Here is a 22749-nt window from a genome sequence, read left to right as displayed (position 1 = left end):
AGGTGGCAGCGCGCAAGCGCTGACGGAGGGGGGCTTCCACGGACGCTGCGTCGGCGGCGATCCCCCCTCCACCACCGGCCTGCGGCCGGCGGTCCCCCTCCCCGTGCCGGGGAGGAACGAGGAGCGAACGATGAACGCAACCATCTACCACAACCCGCGCTGCGGCACCTCGCGCAATACGCTGGCGCTGCTCACCGAGGCCGGCGTAGACGTCACCGTCATCGAATATCTCAAGCACCCTCCTACCGTCGGCGACCTCTCGCGCCTCTACGCCCGCGCCGGCATCAGCCCGCGCGACGGCCTGCGCCTCACCGAACCCGACGCCAAGGCGCTTGCCGAGAGCGACGCGGACGATTCGACGATCCTCGAAACCATGACGATCAACCCGATCATCATCCAGCGCCCGCTGGTCGAGACCGACAAAGGTGTCGTCCTCGCCCGGCCACCCGAAACGGTCCGAACGATCCTCTGATCCAATTCCGTCTCTCGCGCCATGTCGAACCACGTTCCGGGAGCGATGCCCGCGCAACGGGCAAACCCGCTCCATCTGCCCGTTTTACAAGCAGCAAATAACGCAGAATCCGCATTGCCCCGGCGCGCCGCGGCTGGCACGTTTGGTGCAACATCCGCGCTAGGGGCGCGGGGTCCGGTAAGGGGCATATTGCGGTGAAGAAGGTCGAAGCCATCATCAAGCCGTTCAAGCTGGATGAGGTGAAGGAAGCGCTGCACGAGATCGGCGTCAGCGGCATCACCGTGACCGAGGCGAAGGGCTTCGGCCGCCAGAAGGGCCATACCGAACTCTATCGCGGCGCCGAATATGTCGTCGACTTCCTGCCCAAGGTGAAGCTCGAGGTCGTCGTCGACGACGCGCTCGCCGATCGCGTAGTGGAGGCGATCGCCAATGCCGCACAGACCGGCCGCATCGGCGACGGCAAGATCTTCGTCATCCCCGTCGAGGCCGCACTCCGCATCCGCACCGGCGAACGCGACGAGGCCGCGATCTAATTTCCCGTCTTATCGTCAAAACGAAAGAGAAGAGCACATGGCTGCCACCGCCAACGACATCCTGAACAAGATCAAGGAAGAGGAGATCGAGTGGGTCGATCTGCGCTTCACCGACCCCAAGGGCAAATGGCAGCATCTCACCATGGTCGCTGGCCTGATCGGTGAGGACGAGCTGACCGACGGCCTCATGTTCGACGGCAGCTCGATCGAGGGCTGGAAGGCGATCAACGAGTCCGACATGGTGCTCAAGCCCGATCTCGACGCGGTCTACACCGATCCGTTCTCGGCAACGCCGATGCTGATCGTGTTCTGCGACGTCGTCGAGCCGTCGACCGGCGAGCTCTATGCCCGCGACCCGCGCTCGACCGCGAAGCGCGCCGAGGCCTACCTCAAGACCACCGGCATCGGCGATACCGTGTACGTCGGCCCGGAAGCCGAATTCTTCATGTTCGACAATGTGCAGTTCGACACGAACTATGCCGCGTCCTATTTCAAGATCGACGATATCGAGCTGCCGACCAATACGGGGCGCGAATATGAGGGCGGCAACCTCGGCCACCGTCCGCGCGCCAAGGGCGGCTATTTCCCGGTCGCGCCGGTCGACAGCGCCGTCGACATCCGCGGCGAGATGGTCTCGACGATGATCGAGATGGGCCTGCCCTGCGACAAGCACCACCACGAGGTCGCCGCCGCGCAGCACGAGCTCGGCATGACCTTCGGCACGCTGACCACCACCGCCGACCGCATGCAGATCTACAAATACGTCGTCCATCAGGTCGCGCACGCCTACGGCAAGTCGGCGACCTTCATGCCGAAGCCGATCAAGGAAGATAACGGTTCGGGCATGCACACCCACTTCTCGATCTGGAACGGCAAGACGCCGCTGTTCGCGGGCGAGGGTTATGCCGGCCTGTCGGAGATGTGCCTGTATTTCATCGGCGGCATCATCCGTCACGCCAAGGCGGTCAACGCCTTCACCAACCCGACCACCAACAGCTACAAGCGGCTTGTGCCGGGTTACGAAGCGCCCGTGCTGCTCGCCTATTCGGCGCGCAACCGTTCGGCTTCGTGCCGCATCCCCTACGGCACCGGCCCCAAGGCGAAGCGCGTCGAGATCCGCTTCCCCGACGCGATGGCCAACCCCTATCTCGCTTATGCGGCGCTGATGATGGCGGGCATGGACGGCATCCAGAACAAGATCCATCCGGGCGAGGCGATGGACAAGAACCTGTACGACCTGCCGCCGGCAGAACTCGCCCAGGTGCCGACCGTCTGCGGTTCGCTGCGCGAGGCGCTCGACAGCCTGGAAGCCGATCACGACTTCCTGCTCAAGGGCGACGTCTTCTCGAAGGACCAGATCGAGGCCTATGTCGAGATCAAGCGCGGCGAGGTCGCCCGTTGGGAAATGACCCCGTCGCCGGTCGAATACGACATGTACTACAGCGCCTGAGGTGCGGTGACGACCGGACCGGTGCGCGCAGGCGCACGGGGCGCTATCGGCCAGCCCCATGCAATGAGGACTAACGGCCCGGCTTCGCCGGGTCGTGAACTGGAGGGCGCCCGCAACGACCGGGCGCCCTTTTTCCTTGGGAGAGGATCATGACCCAGCCGCTTCTCGACCGCCGCACCCTGCTGGGTGCCGGCACCGCCGCCGCATTCGCCGCGACCACCGCCGGTACGGCATCGGCGGCAACCGCCCCCCTCGCCCCGCGCCCGCCGATGGGCTGGAACAGCTGGAATAGCTTCGCGACGACGATCAACGAGGCGCAGGCGCGCGAGACCGCGGCGATCATGCAGGCCAAGCTTCTGCCCTTCGGCTACGACGTCTTCACCGTCGACATCCAATGGTACGAACCCGGCGCCTCGAGCTATACCTATAGCGACAAGCCGCAACCGACGCTCGACGGTTACGGCCGCCTGCTTCCCGCCCCCAACCGCTTTCCGTCGAGCGCTGCCGGCAAGGGCTTCGCGCCGCTCGCCGCCGACGTCCACGCGATGGGCCTGAAATTCGGCATCCACCTGATGCGCGGCATCCCCCGCCTCGCCGTCGAGCGCAACCTGCCCGTCTTCGGCACCCGGTATCGGGCAAAGGACATCGCCGACACCGCGAGCATCTGCCCGTGGAACCCCGACATGTACGGCGTCGACATGACCCGCCCGGGCGCGCAGGCCTATTACGACAGCGTCTTCGCACTCTACGCGGGCTGGGGCGTCGACTTCGTCAAGATGGACGACATGAGCCGCCCCTATGACGCCCACGCTCCCGAGATCGAGGCCGCGCATGCCGCGATCCAGCATAGCGGCCGGTCGATCGTGCTCAGCCTGTCCCCCGGCGAGACGCCGGTGGCACGCGCCGACCACGTTCGCCGGCACGCGCAGATGTGGCGGATCAGCGACGATTTCTGGGACGAATGGCCGATGCTGGAGGCGCAGTTCACACGGCTGGAGAATTGGCATGCGGTCGACACCAGCGGCGGTTGGCCCGACGCCGACATGCTACCGCTCGGTCGGCTGGCGCTCGGCGCGCGCGCGACCAAATTTACCCCCGACGAACAGCGCACGCTGATGACCCTGTGGGCGATCGCCCGCTCGCCGCTGATCATGGGTGGCGACCTGCGCCATCTGGACGCACCGACGCTGGCGCTGCTCACCAATCGTGCGGTGCTCGCGGTGAATCAGGCAAGCCGCGACAACCGCCCGCACTTCGTCGCCGACGGCACGCGCATCTGGTCGGCCCGCCCGACCGACGGCGCCGGTGTCTATGTCGCGCTGTTCAATACGACTGCCAAGCCGATGGACGTCGGCCTGCCACTCGCGATGCTGGGACTGCCGGCGACGGTGACCGCGACCGACCTGTGGGCCGGACAGACGATCGGCCGGGCAAGCCATCGCTTCACCCGGCCGCTCCCGCCCCATGGCGCGGGGCTGTATCGATTGCAGCCCTGAGGGCTTATTTCTGGCAGGCGACGATCGCGGTGACGACCGAGATCGTCTCTTCCGGGTCGCGCACGCGCACGGTGTCGAGGCCGAGTTCCTTGGCGGGATAATCGTTGCCGCCCGGGAAGATCGCGTCGCCGATGAACATCATGCTGTCCAAGGGGATACCGCTCTCGTCACGCAGCTTCTTGAGGCCATAGGCCTTGTCGACGCCCTCACGCGTGATGTCGATCGAGGTCGCGCCGCCCATGTTGATCGACAGGCCCGGCAGGCGCTGCTTGAGATCGGCCTGGATGACCTTGCGCTTCTCGAACTTGGGGTCCCAATGCTCCTTCTCCTTGATCGGCGCTTCCTGGCCGAGCGCGGAGAAGGTGATCTGGCTGCCGCGATCCTCGATCCGCTCGCCCCAGGTCTGCTCGGGCGTGAAGCCGGTCGCTTCGAGCGATTCATCGAACGCCTTGAGGATCTTGGCCTTGGTCTCGTCGTCGAACAATTCGGCATAGACCGAATTCCACGAACCGTCGCGATAGGTGTAGAGCTTGGTACCGGTAGTCGGCATCAGCCACAGCTTCGACAGATCGGCGCGCGCCGGCAGGCGGCTTGCCACCTGCTTCTGGAACTGCGGCCAGTCGCCGCCCGAGATCACCGCGACGTGCGCCACGCCGAGCAGATCGGCGAGCGCTTCGCCCATCGGTTCCTGCAGGGGCTGCTTGCTCTCGGCCAGCGTTCCGTCGAGGTCGAAGGCAACCAGTTGTTTCATGCAGCAACTCCAATGCGGGGAAAGATAATCGTATCGATCGCGTGCGCGACGCCGTCCGCGTCATTGCCGCTCGTGACCTCATGGGCAATAGACTTAACCGGATCGGGCGCATTGCCCATCGCAATTGCGAGGCCGGCGCGTTCCAACATCGGGACATCATTATATTGATCGCCCAGCACCGCGACCGCGTCGAGCGGCTGGTCGAAGGTCTTGGCAAGCGCGATCAGCCCGTCACCCTTGTTCGCCGCCAGCGCGGTGACGTCGAGATAATAGACCTGGCTCTGCACGATCGTCGCATCCGCGCCGTGCGCCGCCCTGCAGCGCTCGGCGAGGGTCGCGAGCATCGCATGATCGTCGCTGACGAAGGTGATCTTGTCGGCATGGTCGAGCAGATCGGCGAAGTCGCTCGTGACGATCGGGTCCTGGTTGGAGGCGCGCCGTTCGCTGTCGACATGCGCGCCGACATCGGTCGAGGCATACCAGCGGTCGTCGGCGAAGACCCAGACGTCGACCGAACTGTCGGTGGCGATGTCCATCACGCCGCGGGTCACCGCTTCGTGGACGATATGATGTTCGGCGATGCTGCCGTCGCGGCGGAAGATGATGCCGCCGTTGAACGCCGCCATCGGCGCGTCGATCGCCAGCGTCTCGGCGATCGGCATGATGCCCGACATCGGCCGCGCGCTGATCACGGTAAAGCCGATCCCCGCCGCCTCGAGCCGACGCACCGCGTCGGTCGTGGCGGGGGTGAGCTGCTTCTGCTTGTCGACCAGCGTACCGTCGATGTCGGAAACGACCAGACGGATGGCGCTCACTGCGGCATCTCGACGTGGCCACCAAAGCCGAAGCGCATCGCGGACAGCACCTTGTCGCCATAGGTATGCTCGACGCGACTACGGTAGCGCGCGAACAGCGAGGCAGTGAGCACATTGGCCGGCACCTTCGCCTCCATCGCCGCGTCGATCGTCCACTGGCCCTCGCCCGAATCGGCGACGCTGCCCGAAAAGCTTTCCAGTTTCTCGTCCTTGGCGAGTGCGATCGCGGTGAGATCGAGCAGCCAAGACGAGATCACGCTGCCGCGCCGCCAGACCTCGGCGATATCGGTCATGTTGAGGTCGAAGCGCTCGTCCTCGGGCAATTTGTCGCTGTTCTTCGACTTCAGGATGTCGAAGCCCTCGGCATAGGCCTGCATCAGGCCATATTCGATGCCGTTGTGGATCATCTTGACAAAATGGCCGGCGCCGGCGGGACCGGCGTGGATATAGCCCTTTTCGGCGCGCTGGTCGACCACTTCGGCGACGCGGCCAGGGGTGCGCGGGATGGTGCCGAGCCCCGGCGCCAGCGCGTCGAAGATCGGATCCAGCAGGTTCACCGTTTCGGTGTCGCCGCCGATCATCATGCAATAGCCGCGCTCCAGACCCCAGACCCCGCCCGAGGTGCCGACGTCGACATAATGGACGCCCTTTTCGGCGAGCGCCTTGGCGCGGCGGATATCGTCCTTGTAGAAGGTGTTGCCGCCATCGATGACGATGTCGCCATTTTGCGCGCTCTCGCCGATCGCCGCAATCGTATCCTCGGTCGGGCTGCCGGCGGGAAGCATCACCCACCAGATCGCCGGGCTGCCGAGCTTCGCGCGTACGTCGTCGAGCGAATTGGCCGCCTCGGCGCCGTCCTTGGCGAGGGCCTGCACCGCCTCGGTGCTACGGTCGTAGGCGACGACCTCATGCCCCGCCTGCATCAGCCGGCGCGCGATATTGCCACCCATGCGGCCGAGGCCGATCAGTCCGATCTTCATGCTTGCTGTCCTGCCGATTGTGATGATGAGCGTTAAACGGGGCGGCGGCGCTGGGGTTGCGATAGGTCGCAAGACGCTGCGTTTCGCCGAAGGTCATTGAACGTCACAGGTATACCGCGGCGGGCGCCGTTTCTGGCTCCATGCCCTGCCGTCATGCCGGACCTGTTCCGGCATCCCGCTTCTGCCCGGCGCCGCGGTGAGCGGCAACAGCAGCGCCCCGGCGCAAGGCCGGGGTGACGGACGATCGCGGCGGTCGCCCCGCCCTGGATCAGGACGGGGCGGCGCGTCATGCCGTTGCCGGCTGCTTGGCGGCGATCGAACCCAGAAGGTCGTCGAACGCCTTAGCGAACGATGCGACGCCCTGTTCGACCAGCGTGTCGGTCACGCCGGCCAGGTCGAGCCCCAGCCGTTCCGCCTCGGCGAGGACGCGACGCGCATCCTCGACATCCTCGGTCAGCGTCGCACCAACGGTGCCGCGCTCGCGGAAGGCGTCCATCGTCGCCGGCGGCATCGTGTTGACCGTGTCTCGGCCGATCAGCGTGTCGACGTAAAGCGTGTCGCGATACGCCTTGTCCTTCACCCCGGTCGACGCCCACAGCAGCCGCTGCGGCTGCGCACCCTTGGCGGCAAGCGCCTGCCAGCGGTCCGACTTCTCAAAGTCGAGGAACCATTGATAGGCCATCTTGGCATTGGCGATCGCGACCTTGCCGCGCAGACCCTTCAGCGTCTCAGCCTCGGGGTCGTTCTCGGCGACGCGGCGGTCGATCTCCTTGTCGATCACCGCATCGATGCGGCTGACGAAGAAGCTGGCGACGCTGGCGATCTTGTCGATCGGCTGCCCCCGCCGCACCCGCTCCTCGAGACCGGCGGCATAGGCCTCGGCGACGCGGATATAGGCGTCGAGCGCGAACAGCAGCGTCACGTTGACGTTGATGCCCTTGGCGATCGTCGCGCTGATCGCCGGTCCGCCGGCGAGCGTGCCGGGGATCTTGATCATCAGATTGGCGCGGTCGACCGCATGCCACAGCTTCTCGGCCTCGGCGATCGTCGCATCGGTGTCGTCCGCGATATAGGGCGACACTTCGAGGCTGACGTAACCGTCCTTGGCGTCGAGCCGGTCGTAGACGGGCTTCAACGTTTCGGCCGCGGCCTTGATGTCCTGGATCGCGAGATGCTCGTAGCGGTCGATCGTCGCCGCGCCGGGATTCTCCTTGTCGAAGGCGGCGAGCGTCGCGTCATAGGCGTCGCCGTGCCCCATCGCCTTTTCGAAGATCGACGGGTTGGAGGTGACGCCGGTCAGACTGTCCTCCGTGACCAGCTTGTCGAGGCCGCCGGCCTCGAGGAACTTGCGATCGACGAAATCGAGCCAGACCGCGGTGCCCGCGGCGCTCAGGTCGTTGAGCTTACCCATTGTTGGTCTCCAACATCTCGCGCGCCACCTTGACGACATTGTCGAGGGTGAAGCCGTATTTGTCCTGCAGCTTCGATATGGGGGCGGAGGCACCGAACGTCGACATGGTGATCGTGCGACCCTTCAACCCGACATAGCGATGCCAGCCCATCTCACCCGCCTGCTCGACCGCGAGCCGCGATGCCACCGACGAGGGCAGCACGCTTTCCTTATACTCTTCCGATTGCAGTTCGTAGCGATACCAGCTGGGCATCGACACGACGCGGCTCTTCACCCCGTCGGCGAGCAGCTTCTCGTGCGCGTTGACGACCAACGCCAGTTCGCTGCCGGTGGCGATCAGGATCACGTCGGGCGTGCCGTCGCAATCGGCGAGGACATAGCCGCCCTTCAGCGTTCCCTCGGCCGGCGCATATTTGCTGCGGTCGAGCGTCGGCAGCGCCTGGCGCGAGAAGATCAGCGCGGTCGGACGGCTCGCATCCTCCAGCGCCGCGCGCCATGCGTAAGCGACCTCGTTGGCGTCGCCCGGACGGATCGTGTCGAGCCCCGGGATCGCCCGCAGCGTCGCGAGATGCTCGATCGGCTGGTGGGTCGGGCCATCCTCGCCCACGCCGATCGAATCATGCGTGAACACCCAGATACTGGCCAGCTCCATGATCGCCGACAGGCGGATCGGGGCGCGCATGTAATCGGCGAAGACCAGGAAGGTCGAACCATAGCTGCGCAGGTGCGACAGCGTCATGCCGTTGACCACACCGCCCATGCCATGTTCGCGGACGCCGAAGTGGAAGTTCTGGCCGCCGTAATTGCCGGGCTCGAACGACGCCGCGCCCTTGATGTCGGTTTTGGTCGACGGCGACAGATCGGCGGAGCCGCCGATCAGCCACGGCACGCGCTTGGCGAGCGCGTTGAGCACCTTGCCACCCGAGTCACGGCTGGCGAGACCCTTTTCGTCCGCGGGGAATTCCGGAATGTCGGCGTCCCAGCCCTCGGGCAGCTTGTCCCGGAGCATCAGCTTCAGCTCGCCGGCGAGTTCCGGATAAGCCTCGCCGTATTTTGCGAAATTCGCCTCCCAATCTTCGCGCAACTTGCTGCTGCGGTCGGTGAGTGCGCCCTTGAAATGTTCGGCGACGCCTTCGGGGACGTAGAAATCCTTGTCCTCGGGCCAGCCATACGCCTTCTTGGTGGCGCGGACATTGTCCTCGCCGAGCGGCTCGCCGTGCGCCTTTTCGCTGCCCGCCTTGGGGCTGCCCCAGCCGATCACCGAATGGACGACGATGAAGGTCGGGCGGTCGCTGGTCGCCTTGAACGTCTCGATCGCCTTGGCGAACGCCTTGGTGTCGTTGGCGTCGTCGAGGTGGATGACGTTCCAGCCATAGGCCTGGAAACGTAGGCCGACATCCTCATCGAAAGCCAGCTCGGTGCCGCCCTCGATCGAAATGTGGTTGCTGTCGTAGATCCAGCAGAGGTTGGACAGCTTGAGATGGCCCGCAAGGCTGGCGGCCTCCGCGGCGACGCCCTCCATCATGTCGCCGTCGCCGCACAGCGAATAGACGTCATGGTCGAACAGCGTGAAATCGGGGCGATTGTAGCGCGCGGCGAGCCAGCGCTCGGCGATCGCCATGCCGACCGAATTCGAACAGCCGGCGCCGAGCGGACCCGTCGTCGTCTCGACACCGGTGGTGTGGCGATATTCGGGATGGCCCGGCGTACGCGACGCGAGCTGGCGGAAGCCCTTGAGGTCGTCCAGCGTCAGCGCCTGACGGCCGGTCTTGTTGCCCTCCGCATCGATTTCTTCGATGCCGGCGAGGTGGATCAGCGAATAGAGCAGCATCGAGGCATGGCCGACCGACAGCACGAAGCGGTCGCGATTGGGCCAGTCTGGCTGGGTGGGATCGTAGCGCAGGAACTGCGACCAAAGGGTATAGCCGACCGGCGCGAGCGCCATCGGCGTGCCGGGGTGGCCGGAATTGGCCTTCTGCACCGCGTCCATCGACAGGGTGCGGATCGTATCGATCGTGAGGCGTTCCAGCGAACCGTCTTCGTGGATCGCGGTGTTGGTATCGGTCATGGGATTAAAGGCCCTCGCTCTTACCCTGCGTCGAACGCCTGCACGCCCGATCTGTTGCGGTTGGATCGGCCTTAGCGAGACTAATCGAGCCGTTCCAGCCGCGAAACGGTCCCATCCTGGGCAAAATAGGCCGCATCGACCTCGTCCAGAAACAGCCCGTGGCCGAGGACACCGGCAATTCCGTCGAGCCAAGCGGCTGTTTCGCGGGGATTTTGCAGGTCGAGCCGACAATCGACAATATTGTTGCCATTGTCCGTCACATACGGCCCGTCGGGGCCCTGGCGCAGCACCGCGCCCTCCCCCAGCCGCGCCAGCAGCGAGGCGCGCGCGAATGGCAGGATCTCGACCGGCACCGGCGCCTTGGCGCCGATCGCCGCGACCCGCTTGGCGCCGTCGGCGATGACGACCATCCGGTCGGATGCGGCGGCGACCACCTTCTCGCGCAGCATCGCGCCACCGCCGCCTTTAATCGCGAAAAAACGCGGGTCGATCTCGTCTGCACCGTCGATCGTCAGGTCGAGCCGCGGTACGTCGGCGAAATCGAGCATGACGATTCCAACCCGCTGCGCAAGCGCCTCGCTGGCGCGCGACGTGGCGACCGCGCAAATGCGCAGCCCCGTCGCGACGCGCGCGCCGATCGCCGCGATGGCATGCGCGGCGGTCGATCCGGTGCCCAGTCCGACCAGCATGCCGTCCTGCACTTCCTGTGCGGCGGCGGCACCGGCGCGCGCCTTTTCCGTGTCAGCGTCCATGCCGGCTCCTTCCCACACTGCGACAAATTGCGACATTAATAACATGGGTGTCGGGTTGCATTTGCGCCACGATCCCCGGCAATGGGCCAGCGAAAGCAACCAATCGCCATGGCCACGCATTGTCGCGCCGGTCACGGCTGCGCGAGTCGAGACACGAGCCGGGTGACATACTTGACCACATTATCCTTTCGGGGCCGCCGGCTAGGTGCCGGCGCCGCTACTGCCGTGGTCCTGCTGACCCTTGCCGCCTGCGGCGGCAGCGGCGAGTCGCAGTCGAAGGGCAAGGGCGGCGCGGGCGGTCCCAACAAGGGGCCGACGACGGTCGGCTATGTCGTCGTCCAGCCGACCGACGCGGCAATGGTCACCGAACTCGCCGCGCGCACCAACGCCTATGAAAGCTCGGACGTGCGGCCGCAGGTCAACGGCATCATCCGTCGCCGCTTCTTCACCGAAGGCTCGCTGGTGAAGCGCGGCCAGCCGCTCTACGAGATCGACCCGCGCCTGTATCGCGCCGCGGTCAACGAGGCGCAGGCCAATCTGCAGAGCGCGCGCGCCAATCAGGAGGCGCAGCGGGTGCAGGCCGAGCGCTACAAGCCGCTCGCGGCGATCCAGGCGGTCTCGCAGCAGGAATATACCAACGCCGTCGCGACCGCGCGGCAGGCGACCGCCTCGGTCGCGCAGACCGGCGCGGCGCTCGAAACGGCGCGGATCAACCTCAAATTCACCACCGTCCCCGCGCCGATCACCGGGCGGATCGGCCGCTCACTGTTCACCGTCGGCGCGCTCGTCTCGGCGAGCCAGACCGACCCGCTGGCGCAGATCCAGCGGCTCGACCCGATGTTCGTCGACATCCAGCAATCCGCCGCCGACATGCTCGCGCTGCGCCGCAGCCTGGCGCAGAACGGCGTGGTGCCGACGCGCGCGGTGGTGCGGCTCAAGCTGGAAGACGGCAGCGATTACGGCCAGACCGGCAGCGTCGAATTCTCCGAAGCTCTCGTGAACACCGAAACCGGCACGGTGACGCTGCGCGCCAGCATCCCCAATCCGCAGGGGCTGCTGCTGCCCGGCATGTTCGTGCGCGCCCGCTTCGCGCAGTCGATCAACCAGCGCGCCTTCCTGGTGCCGCAGGAAGCGCTGACCCGCGATGCCAAGGGCGCCGCGACGGTGATGCTGGTCGGACCGAACGGCAAGACGGTGCAGAAGCCGGTCACCGCGTCGCGGACGCAGGGCCGCTATTGGGTGGTCACCTCCGGCCTCAATGCCGGCGACAAGGTCATCACGCAGGGGCTCAACAACCTGCGCCCCAATGCGCAGGTCAAGGCGGTGCCCGCGAACAGCCCGCAGGTGGTCAAACCGCCGCAGCAGGGCAAGGACGGCGAACAGGGTAACGCCCAAAGCAAGGCGGGCTGAGCCTGTGATCAGCCGTATCTTCATCGATCGCCCGATCTTCGCCTGGGTGCTGGCGATCATCGTCATGCTCGCCGGCGTCGGCTCGATCCTCAGCCTGCCGATCGCGCAATATCCCGACGTCGCGCCGCCGCAGGTGTCGATCCGCGCGACTTTCCCGGGCGCCAACGCGCAGACGCTGCAGAATTCGGTGACGCAGATCATCGAGCAGCAGCTGACCGGCATCGACGGCCTGCTCTATTTCAGCTCGTCCTCGTCGAGCCGCGGCCAGGTGACGATCACCGCCACGTTCGAAAAGGGCACCGATCCCGACATCGCGCAGGTGCAGGTGCAGAACCAGGTGCAGCAGGGCGTCGCGCGCCTGCCGCAACAGGTGCAGCAGCAGGGCCTCGTCGTCCGCAAGTCGAACCCCGACAATCTGCTGATAGTCGGCGTCTATGACGAGACCGACCAGCGCACCAACATGGACGTGTCGGACTATCTCGTCTCCAACCTCCAGGACCCGCTCGGTCGCGTCCATGGCGTCGGCGACGTCAACGTCTTCGGCTCGCAATATGCGATGCGCATCTGGCTCGATCCGTCGCGGCTCGCCAGTTATTCGCTGATCCCCGGCGATATCAGCACCGCGATCCAGAACCAGAACACCGAAGTCGCGGCGGGCGAGGTCGGGGGCCTGCCCTCCGCCTCCGATCAGATGCTCAATGCGACCGTCACCGCCCAGTCGCGCCTCCAGACCCCCGAGCAATTCCGCCAGATCATCGTCAAGACGCTTCCCTCGGGCGCCACCGTCCGCCTGTCGGACGTCGCGCGGATCGAACTCGGCGCGGAAAGCTACGCCTCGGTCAGCCGCATCAACCGCCATCCCGGCGCCGGCATCGCGGTGCTGCTCGCCCCCGGCGCCGATGCGCTGGAGACGGCCGAGCTGGTCAAGGCGGAGGTCGCGCGCGTCGCCAAGACCTTCCCGCCCGGCCTCAAGGTCGCTTATGCCAACGACACCACCGCGTTCATCGAACTGTCGATCGAAGAGGTGGTCAAGACGCTGATCGAGGCGGTAATCCTCGTCGTCATCGTCATGTTCGTCTTCCTCCAGAGCTGGCGCGCGACGCTGATCCCGACGATCGCGGTGCCGGTGGTGCTGCTGGGGACGTTCGCGGTCTTCCACCTCGCCGGCTTCTCGATCAACACGCTGACCTTGTTCGGGCTCGTCCTCGCCATCGGCCTGCTCGTCGACGACGCGATCGTCGTCGTCGAGAACGTCGAACGGCTCATGGAAGAGAATCCCGACATGACGCCGCGGGAGGCGACGATCGAGTCGATGAACGAGATCACCGTCGCGCTGATCGCGATCGCGCTCGTCCTGTCGGCGGTGTTCCTGCCGATGGCGTTCTTCGGCGGCTCGACCGGCGTGATCTATCGCCAATTCTCGCTGACCATCGTCGCGGCGATGGTGCTGTCGGTGCTCGTCGCGCTGATCCTGTCGCCGGCGCTCACCGCCTCGCTGCTCAAGCAGAAATCGCAGGAGGCCGAGGAGGCGCAGGGCTTCAAGCGCCGCTTCCCGCGGGTCGCCGGCTGGGGGACCAAGGCATCGACCTGGTTCAACACCAATTTCGAACGCGGCGTCGAGCGCTACACCAATGCAGTGCGCGCGGTGGTCGATCGCAAATGGTTGTTCCTTCTGATCTATCTCGGGCTCGTCGCGCTGCTGGCGATCCTGTTCCTGCGCCTGCCCACCGGCTTCCTGCCGACCGAGGACCAGGGGTCTGCGATCGTCCAGTTCCGCCTGCCCGCCGGCGCCACCCAGGCGCGGACGATCGAGGTGCAGAAGCAGGTCGAGAATTACTTCATCCAGAACGAAGGCAAGAATTCGTCGGTGCTGTTCACCGTCGCCGGCGGTGGCGGTGGCGGCGCGAGCGGCCAGAACACCGGCCAGGGCTTCCTCAACTTCGTCGACTGGTCGGAACGCAAGGGCAAGGAGAACACCGCCGACGCGATCACCGGTCGCGCCTCCGCCGCCTTCCGCGGCCTGCGCGACGCGCAGGTGTTCGCATTGGTGCCGCCCGCGGTCCGCGGCCTCGGCCAGTCCGACGGTTTCACGATGGAGCTGCAGAACACCGGCGGCCTGTCGCAGGACCAGTTCAATGCCGCGCGCGACAAATTGCTCGCGATGGCCAATGCCGATTCGATGCTCGCCTCGGTGCGCCTCACCGAACTGCCCGACATCGCGACGCTGCGCGTCGACATGGACCAGCAGAAGCTGTCCGCGCTCGGCCTGACGCAGAGCAACGCCAACGGCACGCTCACCACCGCCTGGGGCGGCCAATACGTCAACGATTTCATCGATCGCGGTCGCGTCAAGCGCGTCTACGTGCAGGGCGATGCTCAATATCGCGCGTCGCCGGAAGATCTGAAGCAATGGTTCGTGCGCGGGTCGAACGGACAGATGGTGCCCTTCTCGTCCTTCGCGAGCACCGGCTGGGCGACCGCACCGACGACGCTGTCGCGGTTCAACGGCATCTCCTCCTATGAATTCCAGGGCTCGGCCGCCGCCGGCAAGAGCTCGGGCGACGCGATGACGCGGATGGCCGAGCTGGCGGCGCAGATCCCCGGCACCTCGGTGAGTTGGGCCGGCCTGTCCTATCAGGAGCGGCTGTCCTCCGGTCAGGCGCCGCTGCTCTACGGCCTGTCGATCCTCGTCGTCTTCCTGTGCCTCGCGGCGCTGTACGAAAGCTGGTCGATCCCGTTCGCGGTGCTGCTTATCATCCCGCTCGGGCTGATCGGCGCGATCGCCTTCGTCACGCTGCGCGGGCTGACCAACGACGTCTATCTGCAGATCGGGCTGCTGACGACGATGGGTCTTGCCGCCAAGAATGCGATCCTGATGATCGAATTCGCCGAACAGGCGGAGCGCAAGGGCGCGCGCGTCTTCGACGCCGCGCTGGAGGCCGCCAAGATCCGTCTGCGGCCGATCCTGATGACCAGCTTCGCCTTCATCTTCGGCGTGCTGCCGCTGGCGATCTCGACCGGTGCCGGCGCGAACAGCCGCATCGCGATCGGCACCGCGGTGATCGGCGGCATGCTGTCGGCCACCTTCCTCGCGATCTTCTACATCCCGTTGTTCTTCGTGCTCGTCCGCCGCGGCGTCCGCGACGGGATCGCCAAGCTGCGCGGTCGCCCGACCGGCCATCAGGGCGGCAAGGACAATAAGGAGCCGCCCGCGCCGCCGATGCCGCCCGCCGCCGAGCCGGAGCCCGCCCGATGACCCGTTCGATCCTCGCCCTGGCGCTCGCGGCGAGCGCGCTGTCGGCCTGTTCGATGGAGCCGAAATACGTCCGCTCGGAAACGCCGGTGCCGACGTCGTGGCCGATCGGCGACGCCTATCTCCGCCAGAGCGAAGCGGCGCTGCCCGCCTTCACCTATCGCGACATCTTCAAGGATCGCCGGCTCCAGACGCTGATCGACCAGGCGCTGGTCAACAACCGCGACCTGCGCGTCGCCGCCGCCAACATCACCGCGGCGCGCGCGCAATATCGCATCCAGCGCGCCGACCTGTTCCCCGCGGTCGACGCCTCGGGCCGCTACACCTATTCGGGTGGCGGCAACGGCGCGCGCAGCACCGCGAGCAGCGGCAGCACCGGCAATACGGGCACCGGCAATACCGGGACGGGCAACACCGGCACGGGCAATACGGGGACCGGCACGGGCGTCGGCACCGGCAACGGCTCGACCGGCACGATCACCACCACCGGCAACGGCAACAGCGCCTTTTCCGCGCAGCTCGGCGTCACCGCCTTCGAACTCGACCTGTTCGGCCGCATCCGGTCGCTGTCGCGCGCCGCGCTCGACCGCTATTTCGCCACCGAGGCGGCGGCGCGTGCCACCCGCCTGACGCTGGTCGGGGACATCGCCGATGCGTGGCTGACCTATGCCGCCGACCGCAGCCTGCTCAAGGTCGCGCAGGACACCGCCACCAGTGCGCAGGTCAGCGTCCGCCTCACCCGCGCCCGGCTCGAAGGCGGGGTCAGCGCGCGCACCGACCTGCGCCAGGCCGAACAGATCCTCGAAACCGCCAACGCCGATCTCGCCGAACAGAAGACGTTGGTGGCGCAGGACGTCAATGCGCTGCAATTGCTGGTCGGCGCGCCGGTCGATCCGACGCTGCTCCCCGTCTCGATCGACGAGGCGCAAGCGACGATCGCGACGCTGCCCGCGGGCATCGACAGCGGCGTGCTGCTGCGCCGCCCCGACGTCGTCCAGTCCGAATATCAGCTCCGCGCCTACAATGCAGAGATCGGCGCGGCGCGCGCCGCGCTGTTCCCGCGCATCTCGCTGACCGGGCTCGTCGGCTTCGCCAGCACCGCGCTGTCGTCTTTGTTCGCCGGCGGCGCGTTCAATTATTCGGTCGCGCCCTCGGTCAGCTATCCGATCTTCCAGGCCGGCGCCGGCCGCGCCAACGTCCGCTATACCGAGGCGCAGCGCGACGCCGCGCTCGCCACCTACGAGAAGACGATCCAGACCGCGTTCCAGGAAACCGCGGATGCGCTCGCACGGCAGGGCACGATCGCCGACCAGCTGCGCGCGCAGACCAATTTCCAGGCGGCGGCGGCGGATACGCTGCAACTCGTCAACGCGCGCTATCAGGGCGGGATCGACACCTTCCTGTCGAGCCTCGACGCGCAGCGCTCGTTCTACACCGCGCAGCGCACGCTGATCACCACGACGCTTACCGGCGCGAGCAATCGCGTCACGCTGTACCGCGTGCTCGGCGGCGATTCGACGCTGGAGGCGACGCCGCAGGGCCCGCAACCGGTGACGCCAAACGGAACGCCACGCGACGGTTGACGCTTATGCGTGATATCCCCGATGGTTAGCGTCCATCAGGGCAGGAACCGCACGCATGAGCCACACGATCCGCCGCTTCCGCCCGACCGACGATGCGGCGATGCTCGCCTTCGCCGCGAGCCTGCCCGAACATGATCTGCTGTTCCTCGGCCGCGACCTGCGCCACGAGCGCGTCATCGAGGCGTGGCAGCAGGCGATCGGCGAAGGCTGGATCGACAGCCTCGTGGCGGAGGACGGCGGCCGCATCGTCGCCACCGGCGCGCTGGTCCGCGATCCGCTCGGCTGGAGCGGCCATGTCGGCGAGATCCGCCTGCTCGTCGCCACCGACCGTCGCGGCGCGGGGCTCGGCGGCGATCTGCTCGAGGCATTGCTCGCGATCGCCCGCGCGCACGGCCTCGCCAAGCTCAGCGCGACGATGACGCCCGATCAGGCCGGCTCGATCGCCTTGTTCGAAGGGCTTGGCTTCCGCCGCGAGGCGCTGCTCGCCGGCCACGTCCGCGCCCGCGACGGCGTCGCGCACGACCTGCTGATCCTCGCCCGCCCGATCCCGACCGGCTGAAGTCGCGAAAGGTCCTCATCTGAGATAAGGTTTGGCCGATCACGTAAGCCTGTCGGCATCCAAGCTCACTCCGTCACCCCGGAACAAGTCGAAATCTCTGCAAAAGTCGGTGCGCTCACACCTACATTGCCCCCCGGCGAAGGCCGGGGTACATCAGGTGTTTGGCACAGGTTTCGAACGAGTCCTGGGTGACGGATCCAATAAGGACATGGCTCGAACCTCGCTGATGTCGCCGCATCCGTGCTACGAGGATCAGCGAGGCGCCCCCCAGCCGCTCAGCCCGCCTTGTCGTCCCCCGACTGCACCGGCGACACCGCGTCGCGACCGAACTGCATGATCAGCTCGCCCATCTCGCGCGCCTGGTTCATCGCGCGCTGGCCCTGTTCGCGCAGGTACTCGCCCTGGATGCGCATCACCTCGCTGAGGTCCTTGGCCTGCGCCGCCTCGCGCATCGCTTCGAACGCCTGACGCGAATTCTGCTCGGCCTGTTCGATGATCTTCAGGCCGATCGTCGCGCCGTTGTCGGCCGCCTTCTGGCCGGAGGCACGCATCGCCTCGCCGGCGCGACGGGCGGGATCGAGCACGTGGTCGGAAAAGCCCGCGCGCGCCCGCTCGGCGGCATCGCGCATCGCATCCGCAGCGCCCTGACCCGCATCCGCGCCCGCGCCGTTGCCGGCACCACCGAAATCCTCGGCCATCATCGCTCTCCTCTCATCTTGGGACGCCGTATCGGCGGTCCGCTTGGTTACCATGACTTCAACGTGTGATAGATGGCTTGGCTCCGGCAGCGTGACGAAGCAGCCGTTGCGTCGCGTTCGCGCGCCGGTAGAAGGCCCGTTGCATGTCGAAGATCGAAAACCCGATGCCGCCCCGCATTCGCGGCGAACTGCTCCACCGTGCGATCGGGCTCGGTGAGGAACTGATCCGCCTGTCGGACGACCTCGGTCATACCGTCGCGGGTCTGCACATCTGTCAGGGTGTCGAGATGATGCGCGAGGAGGCGGAGCGGCTGCTCGGCTCCGCCTGATCCCCGTTCACGCCGCGGCGATGCAGCGCAGCGCGAAGACGACCCCCTCGTCGGTCAGCGCCACCGCCGCGGTATCGCGCGGCTCCATCGCCTCCCACCGGATCAGCCCGCGCGCCTGCATCACCTGCAGCCAGCGCCGGCCGACCGCGCCGCGTATCCGCGCCTCGGCGAGCAGCGGGCCGCTGGCCATCGTCCGATCCTCCTCGTAGGCGACGAACAGGATCAGCAGGATGTCCCAGCCGGGTTCGCCGAACAGCTCGGCATGGCTGCCCGCCGCCGCATCGCGGCTACGCCGCTGCGCGAGCAGCGCGCGGGCGCGGTCGGCGTCGTCGGGCTCCTCTGGGCCGACGAAGGTCGAGGCGACGATTTCGCCCCGCCCCTGCGCCGCGGCGAAGCGGACGCGGGCGATCGCGGCGACGAGGCGTTCGTGGTTCTCGCGATCGCGCTCGGGCCAGCGCAGCAACCGGATATCGGCGTTCATGAGTGTTCGTAATCCGGTCTGCGGAGGGGCGACCAGTCGCGGTCGCTCCCGAAACGGGCCAGGCGGTGGCGATGGCGCAACGCGCCGATCGCCAGCAGCACCAGCATGGGATAGGCGATCTTCGCACTCGCCCCCGCGTACATCCACGGCACGAGATGAGGGTCCAGCGCCTTCACGCCGTGGATCGCGATCGTGATCAGGTGCAGCGCGGCGACGTACAGCGGCCAGAACCGGTCGGCCCGCACCGCGATCCACACCAGCCCGAGCAGCACCGCGCAATCGACCGTCAGGATCATCAGATGCACCGAATGATAACTGACGTGCGGCTGGAACGGCAGCACGAAGGTCGTCGTCGCCCCGGCGAGGAACACCGCCGCGGTCCACCGCTCGGGCGCCCCGCCTGCCGCCAGGGCATAAGCGCACGCACCGAGCAGGACGATGTTGAAGAGGATGACGTGTGTCATGACTTGACCGGCCAAAGGAGCAATCTGGTGGTCAAGCCATGACACCTAGGCGGCGACGCGCAAGTGACTGCCGTCGACGCCCGTCGGGACGAAATCGGGCTTCGGCTGTTCGTCGCCGAAACTCGTTTCATACCCGATCTGGCGGCCCACCTTCTCGATGACGCGGTGACCGGCGACGGTGTGACCGCGCGCCGTACCGATCGCGAGGATGGCTTGACTGAGGGTTTCGAAAGCCTGCTGCCCGGCGATCGCCGGCAGTTTGGCGGCGGCACGTGCCCGCGGCAGCGCGGCGAGCAGCTCGCCGCCGGTGGCGAAGGCTTCGTCGAGCTGCGTCTCGAGCCGCCACAGCAAGGTGGCGACGGCGTCGGCGGCAACCTGGGAATCGGCATAATGAGCGTTCGCGTAAGACATTGGCCACCCCGTTCACCCCCGTGGGGGTGCTTTCGCTGAAGATCAGGAAAGGCGGCGGGCGATCGTCTCGATGATGCCGGTGAGGACCTGGAGGCCGGTCATCAGCATGCCGAACCCGATGGCGAGGCTGATGGCGATGGCCGGTATCCAGATCAACCGGCCTCCGACCGACAGGTCGTTGCCCCGCTGTCCCTTCCGCCGGAAGGGCAGCCGTATTTCCGGGAAGCTGTGCCTGGAAGGCGGCTCCCCGGAAACCCCCGGTGCCCTGACGATCGTGTCGTCCGGCACCACCGGCAATGGCAGGTCGATCGCCGGATCGACTAGCCGTGCAGAATGACCCCCCATTTTATCGGAGGCGGTTTCCGGCGCCGAAACGGCGGGATCCTGCGGAATCCGGAGGTCGGATGCGGCCGATGCCGCCGCCTCTTCGTGTGCGGCGAGGCGCAATGCGGCGTCGCGACGGTTGCGCGCGCCGAGCACCTTCACCGCCTCGGTCAGGTATTTGTCGACGGTGCTCTTCTCGATGCCGAGTTCGTCGGCGATCTCCTTCGACCCCTTGAGCTCGCGCACGCCGCGCAGGCATTCGCGGTGGCGCCGCGACAGGCGGTCGAAAGGGGCTGGGTCCGTCACTTGCCCTCTGTCCCGCGGGACGGCGGGCATGGCAAGAGCTTCACGATCGACACCGGTGGTTTCGCCGGGGTCGGCAAGCGGTCTGTCGTCGCGGTCGATCGGCATGGGATGCGCTATTGCCAAGATCGTCGTTTCACAGGTTGCGGGGAAAACGGCCCTCTATCGCCCATCGCGCGCCGCAACCAGCATCGTGCCGGCGACGACGCGGGCGATGGTCAGCCGTGCGCGGGCTTGCCGGGCTTCTTGTGCGCGCCCTTGCCGCTGTTGGCCTTCTTGCCGCGGCGCGTCGCGACCGGCGGCTTGTCGCCGCGCAGCAGCGGCAGCGCGATCGCGGCGGCGGCGCCGGCGAGGATCGTCCCGCCGATCGCCAGCCACGCGCCGGTACCGAGGCCGCCGGGCTGCCGCTTGGGGGATTTCTTCGGCTTCGGCGGCGTCTTGGCCTCGTCGTGATGGACCGGGCCGGCGTGCTTCATGGCGGAACTCGGAATATGGGACATGGATGATCCTTTCTGGCCGGTCCAACCCCATGTACCCGCGCAATGTTCCGCCTGCGCAACGCCTTGCCCGCCGCTTGGGCTGGTCCGGATCGGCAGTCGACCGAATCCCTCCCCCGCCAGGGAGTGCCGGGTCGAAGCCGTGACGGAGGGGGAGGACACGAAACGGACGTGTCGCTTACCTCCCCCTCCGTCATGCCTGCGGCATGCCACCTCCCCCTGGCGGGGGGGGAATTTCGGCTAAGCCCCGAGTGCCGGTCGCGGCTAGCCGTCGCCGCCCTTCCACCGCCGCATCGCGCGCTCGTAGGCATCCGCCGCCGTTTGCCTCGCCTCGTCCAGCCGCGCGCGTTCGTCCTCCTGCTCGCGCTCCATCGTCCGTCGCCGTCTGGCGAGCTCCGCCTCCTCGGCGCGCAGCGCCCGCGCCTCGCTGCGATGCCGCGCCTCCGCCTCCGACAGCGCCCGGTCCGCGGCATCGAGCGCGCGGCGATCGGGTTTCGGAACCGGCTTCGGTGCCGGCCTGGGCTTGGGCCTGGGTGCGGGTGCATCCGCCGCGTCGTCGGGCTGGCGGCGCGGCGTCTTCGCCGGCGTGTCCGGCAGCGCCGCGATCTGCTCCGCCGCGGTGCCGCGCGAGCGTTTGATCACCGTCCCGGGCTGCGCCAGCGGTTCGGCGGTGAGCGCCGGATCGGTCACCACTTCGGCGATGCCGCGTGCGAACAGGTCTCGCTCGCTCCCCCACGCCTGCAACGCCGCTTTCTGGCTCGCCGCCGCGACGTAAGCGTCGTGGAATCCAATCGGGGTACGATAGACCTTCAGCTTCGCCATACCGCCAGCCTAACCGCCCCGCCCGCCGATGGCTCCCCCTTATCCCTGCCAGAAACCCGCGACCCAGCAACACGGTTGACGCCGCGCCCCGCCGTCCCGCGTCGGTACAGCCGCGCGAGCCCCCTAGCCAAGTGCCTGCAACCGGAGCATTCCCCCCGTTCCACCGGGAGCGCATCATGGCCGCACGTCGGGCCTTCGCGGCCAAGCTCATCCTCGCCGCCGTCGCGATCGGCGTCGCCGCCGCCGCGACCGTCCCGGCGCTCCGCCCGGCCGCCGCACCGCCGGCGCATGCGCCCGCCGTGCCCGCCGCCCGCGCCGTTGTCGCCGCCCCCCGGCCCCAGCCCCGGCCGATCGCGCAGCCCACCCCCAACCCGCTCATCGTCAAGCGCGTCCTCGACATCGGCCCGATCAAGTTCGGCGATTATACCTGGGACGATGCGGGCGTGCCCGCCGGCCCGCTGATCGTCACCGTCGATCTCGCCGCGCAGACGCTGTCGGTCTTCCGCGACGGCTATGAGATCGGCGCCACCGCGATCCTGTACGGTGCCGACGACAAGCCGACTCCGCTCGGCAGCTTCCCGATCCTGATGAAGGACGCGCACCACGTCTCCAGCCTCTATGGCGCGCCGATGCCCTATACGATGCGGCTGACCAACGACGGCGTCGCGGTCCACGGCACCGAAGTCGCCTGGGGCTATGCCACGCACGGCTGTATCGGCGTGCCGACCGCCTTCGCCAAATTGCTGTTCCGCGAGGCGAAGGTCGGCGACCGCGTCATCATCACCCGCGGCAAGACGCTGGCGACCGGCGAAACGCTCGTGTCTTGAGAGTCATCCGCAGGTGGGCATAGGCGCTTCCCCCATCGGACCGCCCTTGCTAAGGCCGCC

General features: G+C 67.2%; 23 protein-coding genes. 10 read left to right on the top strand and 13 right to left on the bottom strand.

The window, feature by feature from the left end; all coding sequences use genetic code 11:
- The first annotated feature begins 130 nt into the window (after window positions 1–130).
- The 4 genes from SFC76_RS01175 to SFC76_RS01160 all read left to right on the top strand — a co-directional run bounded on the left by SFC76_RS01175 (window position 131) and on the right by SFC76_RS01160 (window position 3951).
- Window positions 131–472 (top strand): arsenate reductase family protein, encoded by a 342-nt coding sequence (locus tag SFC76_RS01175; protein ID WP_322847663.1) that lies wholly within the window; start codon window positions 131–133, stop codon window positions 470–472.
- A gap of 194 nt (window positions 473–666) precedes the next feature.
- Window positions 667–1005, top strand: a complete 339-nt coding sequence (locus SFC76_RS01170; RefSeq protein WP_038660652.1) for a P-II family nitrogen regulator — start codon at window positions 667–669, stop codon at window positions 1003–1005.
- 37 nt (window positions 1006–1042) lie between these two features.
- A complete protein-coding gene (gene glnA, locus SFC76_RS01165; protein ID WP_322847662.1) occupies window positions 1043–2455 on the top strand; it encodes a type I glutamate--ammonia ligase in 1413 nt (470 codons plus the stop codon).
- A 149-nt stretch (window positions 2456–2604) separates the two neighbouring features.
- Entirely contained in the window at window positions 2605–3951 is a 1347-nt protein-coding gene (locus SFC76_RS01160) for a glycoside hydrolase family 27 protein (protein WP_416222366.1), read from the top strand.
- A gap of 4 nt (window positions 3952–3955) precedes the next feature.
- On the opposite strand, the gene SFC76_RS01155 is transcribed toward SFC76_RS01160, so the two are convergent.
- The 6 genes from SFC76_RS01155 to rpiA all read right to left on the bottom strand — a co-directional run bounded on the left by SFC76_RS01155 (window position 3956) and on the right by rpiA (window position 10764).
- Entirely contained in the window at window positions 3956–4702 is a 747-nt protein-coding gene (locus SFC76_RS01155; RefSeq protein WP_322847661.1) for an HAD-IIB family hydrolase, read from the bottom strand.
- A complete protein-coding gene (locus tag SFC76_RS01150; RefSeq protein ID WP_322847660.1) occupies window positions 4699–5517 on the bottom strand; it encodes a Cof-type HAD-IIB family hydrolase in 819 nt (272 codons plus the stop codon). The genes SFC76_RS01155 and SFC76_RS01150 overlap by 4 nt, the downstream gene beginning before the upstream one ends.
- Complete coding sequence (gene gnd, locus SFC76_RS01145) at window positions 5514–6497, bottom strand: phosphogluconate dehydrogenase (NAD(+)-dependent, decarboxylating) (RefSeq protein ID WP_322847659.1); 984 nt, start codon at window positions 6495–6497, stop codon at window positions 5514–5516. The genes SFC76_RS01150 and gnd overlap by 4 nt, the downstream gene beginning before the upstream one ends.
- A 286-nt stretch (window positions 6498–6783) precedes the next feature.
- Window positions 6784–7908: a transaldolase gene (gene tal / locus SFC76_RS01140; protein ID WP_322847658.1), complete on the bottom strand. Its 1125-nt coding sequence runs from the start codon at window positions 7906–7908 to the stop codon at window positions 6784–6786.
- Window positions 7901–9976: a transketolase gene (gene tkt, locus SFC76_RS01135; RefSeq protein WP_322847657.1), complete on the bottom strand. Its 2076-nt coding sequence runs from the start codon at window positions 9974–9976 to the stop codon at window positions 7901–7903. Before tkt ends, tal begins: the two co-directional genes overlap by 8 nt.
- Window positions 9977–10056: 80 nt before the next feature.
- Complete coding sequence (rpiA, locus tag SFC76_RS01130; protein ID WP_416222374.1) at window positions 10057–10764, bottom strand: ribose-5-phosphate isomerase RpiA; 708 nt, start codon at window positions 10762–10764, stop codon at window positions 10057–10059.
- A gap of 189 nt (window positions 10765–10953) precedes the next feature.
- On the opposite strand from rpiA, the gene SFC76_RS01125 reads away from it, so the two are divergent.
- From SFC76_RS01125 to SFC76_RS01110, 4 genes are read left to right on the top strand one after another with little or no spacing between them, the layout of a single operon-like run.
- Window positions 10954–12138 carry an efflux RND transporter periplasmic adaptor subunit gene (locus tag SFC76_RS01125; protein WP_322847656.1) on the top strand — a complete coding sequence of 395 codons (1185 nt, stop codon included), beginning with the start codon at window positions 10954–10956 and terminating at the stop codon, window positions 12136–12138.
- A 4-nt stretch (window positions 12139–12142) separates the two neighbouring features.
- The gene (locus tag SFC76_RS01120; protein WP_322847655.1) at window positions 12143–15394 is read left to right on the top strand and encodes an efflux RND transporter permease subunit; all 3252 of its coding nucleotides are present in this window, start codon (window positions 12143–12145) and stop codon (window positions 15392–15394) included.
- Complete coding sequence (locus SFC76_RS01115) at window positions 15391–16974, top strand: efflux transporter outer membrane subunit (RefSeq protein WP_322847654.1); 1584 nt, start codon at window positions 15391–15393, stop codon at window positions 16972–16974. The genes SFC76_RS01120 and SFC76_RS01115 overlap by 4 nt, the downstream gene beginning before the upstream one ends.
- 55 nt (window positions 16975–17029) lie before the next feature.
- The gene (locus SFC76_RS01110) at window positions 17030–17533 is read left to right on the top strand and encodes a GNAT family N-acetyltransferase (protein WP_322847653.1); all 504 of its coding nucleotides are present in this window, start codon (window positions 17030–17032) and stop codon (window positions 17531–17533) included.
- Between the two features lie 275 nt (window positions 17534–17808).
- On the opposite strand, the gene SFC76_RS01105 is transcribed toward SFC76_RS01110, so the two are convergent.
- Window positions 17809–18231, bottom strand: a complete 423-nt coding sequence (locus SFC76_RS01105) for a phasin family protein (protein ID WP_322847652.1) — start codon at window positions 18229–18231, stop codon at window positions 17809–17811.
- 143 nt (window positions 18232–18374) lie between these two features.
- Between SFC76_RS01105 and SFC76_RS01100 the strand changes: the two genes are divergently transcribed.
- Window positions 18375–18560 (top strand): hypothetical protein, encoded by a 186-nt coding sequence (locus tag SFC76_RS01100; RefSeq protein WP_322847651.1) that lies wholly within the window; start codon window positions 18375–18377, stop codon window positions 18558–18560.
- 7 nt (window positions 18561–18567) lie between these two features.
- On the opposite strand, the gene SFC76_RS01095 is transcribed toward SFC76_RS01100, so the two are convergent.
- From SFC76_RS01095 to SFC76_RS01070, 6 genes are all read right to left on the bottom strand, one after another.
- Entirely contained in the window at window positions 18568–19041 is a 474-nt protein-coding gene (locus SFC76_RS01095) for a hypothetical protein (RefSeq protein ID WP_322847650.1), read from the bottom strand.
- Window positions 19038–19505, bottom strand: a complete 468-nt coding sequence (locus SFC76_RS01090) for a hypothetical protein (protein WP_322847649.1) — start codon at window positions 19503–19505, stop codon at window positions 19038–19040. The genes SFC76_RS01095 and SFC76_RS01090 overlap by 4 nt, the downstream gene beginning before the upstream one ends.
- A gap of 45 nt (window positions 19506–19550) precedes the next feature.
- Window positions 19551–19916 carry a hypothetical protein gene (locus tag SFC76_RS01085; protein WP_322847648.1) on the bottom strand — a complete coding sequence of 122 codons (366 nt, stop codon included), beginning with the start codon at window positions 19914–19916 and terminating at the stop codon, window positions 19551–19553.
- A 42-nt stretch (window positions 19917–19958) separates the two neighbouring features.
- Window positions 19959–20651, bottom strand: a complete 693-nt coding sequence (locus SFC76_RS01080) for a helix-turn-helix transcriptional regulator (protein WP_322847647.1) — start codon at window positions 20649–20651, stop codon at window positions 19959–19961.
- A 110-nt stretch (window positions 20652–20761) separates the two neighbouring features.
- Window positions 20762–21043 (bottom strand): hypothetical protein, encoded by a 282-nt coding sequence (locus tag SFC76_RS01075; protein ID WP_322847646.1) that lies wholly within the window; start codon window positions 21041–21043, stop codon window positions 20762–20764.
- Between the two features lie 261 nt (window positions 21044–21304).
- Entirely contained in the window at window positions 21305–21862 is a 558-nt protein-coding gene (locus SFC76_RS01070; RefSeq protein ID WP_322847645.1) for a hypothetical protein, read from the bottom strand.
- Window positions 21863–22038: 176 nt separating this feature from the next.
- On the opposite strand from SFC76_RS01070, the gene SFC76_RS01065 reads away from it, so the two are divergent.
- Entirely contained in the window at window positions 22039–22689 is a 651-nt protein-coding gene (locus SFC76_RS01065; RefSeq protein ID WP_322847644.1) for a L,D-transpeptidase family protein, read from the top strand.
- The last annotated feature ends 60 nt before the right edge of the window (window positions 22690–22749 follow it).

Source organism: Sphingomonas sp. CD22 (assembly GCF_034556155.1).
In the GTDB taxonomy this organism is placed as follows: domain Bacteria; phylum Pseudomonadota; class Alphaproteobacteria; order Sphingomonadales; family Sphingomonadaceae; genus Sphingomonas.
The sequence above is the reverse complement of the archived record's forward strand: the minus strand, read 5'-3'. Positions and strand labels throughout refer to the sequence as shown.

Excerpts from the sequence above, each read along its gene's own strand:
- SFC76_RS01095 (WP_322847650.1), bottom strand. The coding sequence starts at position 19,041 with ATGAACGCCGATATCCGGTTGCTGCGCTGGCCCGAGCGCGATCGCGAG.
- SFC76_RS01105 (WP_322847652.1), bottom strand. The coding sequence starts at position 18,231 with ATGGCCGAGGATTTCGGTGGTGCCGGCAACGGCGCGGGCGCGGATGCG.
- rpiA (WP_416222374.1), bottom strand. The coding sequence starts at position 10,764 with ATGTCGCAATTTGTCGCAGTGTGGGAAGGAGCCGGCATGGACGCTGAC.
- SFC76_RS01070 (WP_322847645.1), bottom strand. The coding sequence starts at position 21,862 with ATGGCGAAGCTGAAGGTCTATCGTACCCCGATTGGATTCCACGACGCT.
- SFC76_RS01075 (WP_322847646.1), bottom strand. The coding sequence starts at position 21,043 with ATGTCCCATATTCCGAGTTCCGCCATGAAGCACGCCGGCCCGGTCCAT.
- SFC76_RS01100 (WP_322847651.1), top strand. The coding sequence starts at position 18,375 with ATGTCGAAGATCGAAAACCCGATGCCGCCCCGCATTCGCGGCGAACTG.
- SFC76_RS01085 (WP_322847648.1), bottom strand. The coding sequence starts at position 19,916 with ATGTCTTACGCGAACGCTCATTATGCCGATTCCCAGGTTGCCGCCGAC.
- tal (WP_322847658.1), bottom strand. The coding sequence starts at position 7,908 with ATGGGTAAGCTCAACGACCTGAGCGCCGCGGGCACCGCGGTCTGGCTC.
- gnd (WP_322847659.1), bottom strand. The coding sequence starts at position 6,497 with ATGAAGATCGGACTGATCGGCCTCGGCCGCATGGGTGGCAATATCGCG.
- SFC76_RS01175 (WP_322847663.1), top strand. The coding sequence starts at position 131 with ATGAACGCAACCATCTACCACAACCCGCGCTGCGGCACCTCGCGCAAT.
- glnA (WP_322847662.1), top strand. The coding sequence starts at position 1,043 with ATGGCTGCCACCGCCAACGACATCCTGAACAAGATCAAGGAAGAGGAG.
- SFC76_RS01155 (WP_322847661.1), bottom strand. The coding sequence starts at position 4,702 with ATGAAACAACTGGTTGCCTTCGACCTCGACGGAACGCTGGCCGAGAGC.
- SFC76_RS01080 (WP_322847647.1), bottom strand. The coding sequence starts at position 20,651 with ATGCCGATCGACCGCGACGACAGACCGCTTGCCGACCCCGGCGAAACC.
- SFC76_RS01090 (WP_322847649.1), bottom strand. The coding sequence starts at position 19,505 with ATGACACACGTCATCCTCTTCAACATCGTCCTGCTCGGTGCGTGCGCT.
- SFC76_RS01065 (WP_322847644.1), top strand. The coding sequence starts at position 22,039 with ATGGCCGCACGTCGGGCCTTCGCGGCCAAGCTCATCCTCGCCGCCGTC.
- SFC76_RS01160 (WP_416222366.1), top strand. The coding sequence starts at position 2,605 with ATGACCCAGCCGCTTCTCGACCGCCGCACCCTGCTGGGTGCCGGCACC.
- SFC76_RS01115 (WP_322847654.1), top strand. The coding sequence starts at position 15,391 with ATGACCCGTTCGATCCTCGCCCTGGCGCTCGCGGCGAGCGCGCTGTCG.
- SFC76_RS01110 (WP_322847653.1), top strand. The coding sequence starts at position 17,030 with ATGAGCCACACGATCCGCCGCTTCCGCCCGACCGACGATGCGGCGATG.
- tkt (WP_322847657.1), bottom strand. The coding sequence starts at position 9,976 with ATGACCGATACCAACACCGCGATCCACGAAGACGGTTCGCTGGAACGC.